We start from the raw sequence: 6,622 nt of genomic DNA, 5'->3' as shown, positions 1-6,622 counted from the left end.
GCTTTACACTGTGGTCCACCAGTTTATCCAATTCCATATGGCCTCCTGAAACTTATGATCACTATCGAGCAGAATCTACAGCGCGTTCATCAGAAAATCCGTGCGTCTGTGCAGGATTTCGGCCGCAATCCTCAGCAGATTACCTTGCTCGCCGTCAGTAAAACTAAACCTGTGACGACGATCGAAGCCAACATCGCAGCTGGTCGCGGGCCTTCGGAGAAAGTTATGTGCAAAAGGGTGTGGAAAAAATAGGCTGGTTCCGCGAGCAGCCTAAGGCCTCGGGGCTTATTTGGCACTTTATCGGTTCGTTACAGGCCAATATAAAAGCCGTCTGGTAGCGGAGAATTTTGATTGGTACCATACCTTAGATCGCCCGCAGCTGGCCCATCGGCTGAACGATCAGAGGCCCGCGCAACGCGCGCCTCTCAATGTGCTAATTCAAATTAATATCAGTGGCAAATCAACATCAGTGGCAAAGCCACCAAGGACGGTATCGTGCCCGAGTACGTGTTGTCCCTTGCGGTGCTCATCGCGGATTGTCCGCGCCTGTGGTTGCGCGGTTTGATAGCTATCCCAGTGCCAGAGAGCGATTTCCATCGACAATTGGCAGTGTTTAAGAGCATGTAAGACTTGTATAAAACCTTACAACGCGCCTACCTCAACGTCGATACGCTGTCGCTGGGTATGATGGACGATATGCCTGCGGCTATCGCTGCCGGTAGTACGATGGTGCATATATCAGCCCCGTGATTTTCGGCGACAGACGCCAGAGAGTAGGGGTTACCCACCCCTGAACAGCTTAACGAGGAATTACATGCAACATTGTAATATCACTTTTATCGGTGCCGGTAATATGGTGCAGGCTATCATCGCCGGCCTGGTGAATAACGGCTATCCCGCGCACTTGATCACGGTTTGCGCTCCCTCCGCCACGCACCGCGGCGCGCTGGCCGAGCGTTACGGCGTGCAAAGCAGCGGCGATAATCTGCGCGGTGCCCGCAATGCAGATGTAGTAGTACTAGCGGTGAAGCCGCAGCTTATCGCCCAGGTCTGCGAATCGCTGCGCGTAGAGGTAGATTTTTCCGGCAAACTGGTGCTTTCCATTGCTGCAGGTGTTACCTTGAGCCGGTTTTATGAGCTGTTGGGCGAAAATATCGCCATTGTGCGGATGATGCCCAATACGCCCTGTCTGGTGGGCAAAGGGATGTGCGGCCTGTACGCGCCCCCGCAGACTAGCGAGGAGGACAGGGCATTCAGCGCCCAGTTAATGGGCACGGTGGGAAAATTGTGCTGGCTGAAACAGGAAAGCGATATTAATGGCATTATCGCCACCGCTAGCAGCGCGCCAGCCTATTTTTTCCTGTTTATGGAAGCTATGCAGCAGCAGGCGTTAACGCTGGGCTTCGATGAAACCACCGCTCGTACTCTGGTTCTGCAGGCCGCCGCCGGCGCCGCGGCACTTGCCGCGGACGCGGGCGATACCTCTTTTGCCATCCTGCGGCAGAACGTGACCTCTAAAGGGGGCACCACTGCTGCGGCGCTTCAGGTCTTTGAACAGCAGGAGCTGTCCCGCACCGTTGCCAGCGCAATGCAGGCGGCGGTAGCGCGCGCCGAAGAGATGGAAAAATTATTTTGATGATTGTCGCCGACGCGGCGCTTGTTAACCTGATTAAGGACATTTGCTATTATGCTGACGCTGACGTTTTTGGTCAAAACGCTAATCGATCTTTATATTATGGTGTTGCTGCTGCGCATTTGGATGCAGTGGACGCGCTGTGATTTTTATAATCCGTTTTCGCAAGTTATCATCAAAATCACCCAGCTGGTGATCGGGCCGCTGCGCCGGGTTGTTCCCACACTCGGGCCGCTGGACAGCAGCTCATTGCTGCTGGCGTTTATTTTGGCAATGATAAAATTCCTGCTGCTGATGCTCATCGAGATGCACGTCCTGATCCTAGATCCTATTTATTTGCTGGTCGGCTTGCTGGCGGTGCTAAAAGCGGCCGGTGAGCTGGTATTCTGGGTGGTAATTATTCGGTCTTTGCTCAGTTGGGTCAGCCAAGGTCGCAACCCAATGGATGTGGTGCTTTATCAATTGAGTGAACCGCTGATGTATCCGATTCGCCGCATTCTGCCAGCCATGGGCGGCATCGATTTTTCGGCGATGGTCGTGATCCTTATCCTTTATGTCCTGAATTATCTTGGTATGGATCTGTTCCCGGGAATTTGGTACCGCCTGTGATCGGTATTTAGTGCGAGGGCAATGCACTGGCACTGCGGCTCTATATCATCCAGCCCAAGGGTCAGCCGCGACCATATCGTCGGTGCCTACGGCGATGAAATCAAGGTCGTTATCACGTCGCCGCCAGTAGACAGCCAGGCGAATAACCTTTCGATTCATTTTCTGACGAAAGGATTTCGCGTGGCAGAAAGCCGCGTCATTATGGAAAAAAGGGAACTGGGGTGTCATAAACAACTCAAGATCGACCAGCCCCGGCAGATTCCCGAGTTCATTGTACGTCTGCTTGGTGCTGCCTGAACCCCTTAATCACTGCCCTCAGCACGCTGCAAGGCGCACTATATTGCGGATAAATCTATGCAAAAAGTGGTATTGGCCACCGGCGACGGCGGTAAAGCGCCTGAGTTTGCCGACTCGCTGGCGGATTTTTTAACTATGGAGAACTATGGAGATAGTGGGGTGCAGAGCACGCTGGGCGTGTCCTCGATGGAGGAAACCGGCTTGACGTTTGTTGAAAATGCACTGATCAAGGCCCTGCCCGCGATCCTGGTCACCGGTCTGCCGGCCATCGTCGAGATTCAGGCTTAGCAGTGGATGCGCTCGCCGGCGCGCCGGGCATCTATTCGGCCCATTATGAGGGCAAGGACGCCACGTCAGCGACCGGCAAAATCTGGACAAGTTGCTAGCGGCAATGGGCCTCCTCGGTGCTAGATAGCCAGCGTGGCACACAATTTCACTGCGTACTGGTTTATCTTCGCCATGCCAACGATCCGATACCGCTGGTGTGTCACAGCAGTTGGTCCGGTGAGATTGCGTGCCAGCCGTCCGACGCCAGCAGTTTTGGCTAAGATCCCGTTTTCCTGCCAGCTGAGCAAGGACGAACCTCCGCCGACCTTAGCGTAAAAGAAAAGCAGGTGCTCTCCCACTGCGGTCAGGCGCTGACCCGCCTACTGGGCGCGCTGCGCCATGCCTATTTACCGCTGCTCAGCCTATCTGCATATTCCCTGGTGCGTGCAAAAATGCCCTTATTGCGATTTCAATTCCCACGCGCTGAAGGGTAAAATACCGCATCAAGACTATGTCGATCACCTGCTGGAGGATTTGAATCATAACTTACCGCTGACATCCGGGTCGCACCGTCAATACCCTGTTCATCGGCGGCAGCACAGCCTGATTTTGTCCAGCACCATGCCGTCGTTGGTCGATGGCGTGCGCCAGAGGCTGCTGCTGGCCCAGGACGTCGAAATTACCATGGAAGCTAATCCAAGTACCGTCGAGGCGGATCGTTTCATGGCTTATCAGCAAGCGGGCATCAATCGCATGTCCATTAGTGTACAGAGCTTCGAGCCGGAGAAGCTCGCCCATCTCGGTCATATACATGGTGCGGAAGAGGCCCGACGTGCGGCGAATTTGGCAGCCTCTCGCTCGGCCTGTGCAGCTTTAATCTTGATTTAATGAACGGCCTGCCAGACTAGTCCGTTGCGGGCGTGCTTGATGATTTTGCCCAGGCTATCGCCCTGGCGACGCCACATTTTTCCTGGTATCAATTGACCATCGAGCCAAATACATTATTTGGCTCGCAGCCGCCGGCTCTGCCGGATGATGATGTGCTTTGGGACATCTACCAGAACGACGACATGCTACTCACCATGGCGGGTTACTGACAGTATGGAATGTCCGCCTACGCCAAGCCCGACTTCCAGTGCCGTCACAATCTCAATTATTGGCGTTTCGGCGATTATATTGGCATTGGTTGCGGGGCCCCCGGCCCACGGGAAACTGAACCAGCCGGAAGATACAGTGGTGCGCACGGCGAAAACCTGCCATCCACGCGGTTATATGTAGGGTAATTATCTAGCTAAACGCTATCCGGTCGCGCCGACTGAATTGCCGTTTTAATATTTCATTAACCGCTTCCGGCTGTTGAAAGTAGCGGCGTTAGTGGAATTCACTGCCTTTACCGTGCTGCTTAGAAACCGCGGTGCGCCCCGCACTGGAATCAAGCGCTGGCCGGCGGGTATATCAGCGAAAACGACAGCCAGTGGCAGGGTACCCGACAAAAGCAAGCTGTTTCTTAACTCTATGCTAGGGCTTTACGTAAGGCCACGCGCAGCAGCGCCTCAGGGTGTTATAGCCGCGCTGAGAAAACATTCATCTTTACCGCTACACCAGAAAAGATCAGGGCGGTGCCCTCACTAGCGTCTAGTGCTGCTGCTCAAGGTCGGTTACCTGCTGGCACANNACTGTTGGAAATCCTGCTCTTGATTATTCTATTCGGTCTGTAGCACCTGTTGCAGGTTGCCCATCACCGACTGCAGTGAATTACTGCCGTTGACTGCCTAGCGTGCGCCCGGCTCATTAAGGCTTGCACTATGCCACTCATGCTCTGTTCCACGATTTGCCGGCTATCCTGCTCGACCTGATTAATGACTTGATGATGGAAAGTGAAGCCGTCGCTGCGGTGTTCGATAATGTGGCCATCTGCTGTTTCATTAGATGGCTATCCAACGTGGTTAGCCGATTGCGCACGTTACTGTCGCGGCTGAGCCGCTGCACGATAATCTTATCCAGCGCCTGGCGGACATTGTCAATCCAGGGTAAATCCCGTCGTAGGGCGCTCTTATAAACCTGAGCCTGGCAGGCCGGTCTTAGCAACAATACGAGCACTACTTTGCACAAAATACTTTCTCCTGATAATGACCTGAGTGAAGAAAACTAGAATCGCTCCTGCCTGTTGCTCAGGTCTCTTTTTCAAACATTAAATCCCAAATTCTATGACCCAACTTTTGACCGCGCTGTTCAAACTTGGTTAACGGTCGACTCGCCGGCCGTGGCACACAATCCCCGGTGAAGGAAAGGTTATGGAAAGAGTTGGCAGCTGACATGACTGCCAGCATATGTTCGGCATAAGGTTGCCAGTCTGTCGCCATATGGAATACCCCGCCGGCGGCAAGTTTGCGGCTGACTAGTTCGACAAACGACGCCTGTATAATACGGCGTTTATTGTGCCTCTCCTTATGCCAGGGATCAGGGAAAAACAGTTGCACCAGCGCCAAAGACGCATCCTGGATCATCTTCTCCAACACTTCCACTGCATTATGACATATCACTCGTAAATTACTGACGCCGGCTTCCTGTGCGCTGGCAAGGCAGGCGCCGACGCCAGGCAAGTAGACCTCAATACCGATGAAATTTTGCTCGGGATGCGCCGATGCCATAGTAACCAAAGACACCCCCATGCCAAAACCAATCTCCAGTGTCACCGGCGCTGCGCGGCTGAACAGCGCATCAAGATCGAGCGGATGCGCCTGATAGTCGGTTCCCATCGCCGGCCATAGTGTATCCAGCGCATGTTGCTGCCCTTTGGTCAGCCGGCGCTGGCGCCGGACGAAACTGCGTATCCGGCGTAGCGGGCGTCCTTGGTCGTCTAATTCGAGGGAGATGACATTGTTTCTCATAAAATTCCGCAATGTGTAAATGGTTGGCAAACGCACATTATGCAAAGATAGTGCTATTTAGCAAGTGCGCAACAGAGTAAGGTTCCTGTTTACAGCCTGTGTGCACTATGCTGCAATCGCGCACTAGAATAACGACGTGGATCTTCGCAGACAGGTAATGGTTTCCCAATGACGCAAGCGCCGCTGTTCGCACAACTCGTTCTAGACTGGTACCAACGGTTCGGCCGCAAAACGCTGCCCTGGCAGTTGGAAAAAACACCGTACAAAGTCTGGTTATCGGAGGTTATGCTACAACAAACGCAGGTGATGACCGTCATCCCATATTTTCAACGCTTCATGGCCAAATTCCCTACCGTCGGCCAACTCGCGGCGGCGCCGCTAGATGAGGTATTGCATTTGTGGACCGGCCTAGGATATTACGCCCGCGCGCGCAATCTGCATAAAGCGGCCCAGCTCATTAGCGAGCGGCACCATGGCGAATTTCCTGAAGACTTTGATGATATCTGCGTCCTGCCCGGCATTGGCCGCTCCACCGCGGGCGCCATATTATCGCTGGCGCTGGACAGGCACTATCCTATTCTTGACGGCAACGTGAACCGGGTTCTCGCCCGCTACTACGCCATTACCGGCTGGCTAGGGAAAAAAGAGGTGGAGCAGCGGCTGTGGCGACACAGTGAACAGGTCACTCCAGCGCGAGGAGTAGCGCAATTCAACCAGGCCATGATGGATTTGGGTGCGATGGTGTGCACCCGATCGCGGCCGAAATGCGAGCTATGCCCTCTGCACCAGGGTTGCCAGGCCTACGCGTCCCATAGCTGGACCAGCTATCCTGGTAAAAAACCGAATAAGATTCTGCCGGAAAAAACCGCCTGGTTTTTGCTGCTGCAGGATGGCAATTGCGTATGGCTTGAGCAGCGCCCGGTGG

Annotated in this window: 7 protein-coding genes and 4 pseudogenes; 8 read left to right on the top strand and 3 right to left on the bottom strand. The window is 54.0% G+C overall.

The window, feature by feature from the left end; translation table 11 throughout:
* Nucleotides 1–54 precede the first annotated feature (54 nt).
* From BG74_RS05240 to BG74_RS20545, 7 genes and pseudogenes are all read left to right on the top strand, one after another.
* Nucleotides 55–794, top strand: a pseudogene (locus BG74_RS05240) (YggS family pyridoxal phosphate-dependent enzyme).
* A gap of 20 nt (nt 795–814) precedes the next feature.
* Complete coding sequence (gene proC, locus BG74_RS05235; RefSeq protein WP_066597094.1) at nt 815–1,636, top strand: pyrroline-5-carboxylate reductase; 822 nt, start codon at nt 815–817, stop codon at nt 1,634–1,636.
* A gap of 51 nt (nt 1,637–1,687) precedes the next feature.
* Nucleotides 1,688–2,242, top strand: coding sequence for a YggT family protein (locus BG74_RS05230; RefSeq protein WP_066597090.1), 555 nt, complete (start codon nt 1,688–1,690; stop codon nt 2,240–2,242).
* 21 nt (nt 2,243–2,263) lie between these two features.
* Nucleotides 2,264–2,539 (top strand): DUF167 family protein, encoded by a 276-nt coding sequence (locus BG74_RS05225; protein WP_439895666.1) that lies wholly within the window; start codon nt 2,264–2,266, stop codon nt 2,537–2,539.
* Between the two features lie 57 nt (nt 2,540–2,596).
* Nucleotides 2,597–3,210 (top strand): annotated as a pseudogene (rdgB, locus tag BG74_RS13260) (RdgB/HAM1 family non-canonical purine NTP pyrophosphatase); the annotation flags it as partial.
* A gap of 1 nt (nt 3,211) precedes the next feature.
* The gene (locus BG74_RS20550; RefSeq protein WP_439895673.1) at nt 3,212–3,694 is read left to right on the top strand and encodes a radical SAM protein; all 483 of its coding nucleotides are present in this window, start codon (nt 3,212–3,214) and stop codon (nt 3,692–3,694) included.
* A gap of 32 nt (nt 3,695–3,726) precedes the next feature.
* Nucleotides 3,727–3,903: a hypothetical protein gene (locus tag BG74_RS20545; RefSeq protein WP_439895665.1), complete on the top strand. Its 177-nt coding sequence runs from the start codon at nt 3,727–3,729 to the stop codon at nt 3,901–3,903.
* Between the two features lie 609 nt (nt 3,904–4,512).
* On the opposite strand, the pseudogene BG74_RS16915 reads toward BG74_RS20545, so the two are convergent.
* The 3 genes and pseudogenes from BG74_RS16915 to trmB form a co-directional block, all read right to left on the bottom strand.
* A pseudogene (locus tag BG74_RS16915) lies at nt 4,513–4,876 on the bottom strand (YggN family protein); the annotation flags it as partial.
* Complete coding sequence (locus BG74_RS18900; RefSeq protein WP_256364225.1) at nt 4,860–4,994, bottom strand: hypothetical protein; 135 nt, start codon at nt 4,992–4,994, stop codon at nt 4,860–4,862. The gene BG74_RS18900 and the pseudogene BG74_RS16915, both read right to left, overlap by 17 nt.
* On the bottom strand, nt 4,978–5,697 hold the full coding sequence (gene trmB, locus BG74_RS05205; RefSeq protein WP_066597086.1) for a tRNA (guanosine(46)-N7)-methyltransferase TrmB: 720 nt from the start codon (nt 5,695–5,697) through the stop codon (nt 4,978–4,980). Before trmB ends, BG74_RS18900 begins: the two co-directional genes overlap by 17 nt.
* A gap of 168 nt (nt 5,698–5,865) precedes the next feature.
* Between trmB and mutY the strand changes: the two are divergent.
* Nucleotides 5,866–6,622 (top strand): annotated as a pseudogene (gene mutY, locus BG74_RS05200) (A/G-specific adenine glycosylase); the annotation flags it as partial.

The organism is Sodalis-like endosymbiont of Proechinophthirus fluctus (genome assembly GCF_001602625.1).
Taxonomy (GTDB): domain Bacteria; phylum Pseudomonadota; class Gammaproteobacteria; order Enterobacterales; family Enterobacteriaceae.
This window is presented reverse-complemented; position numbering and strand designations above follow the sequence as displayed.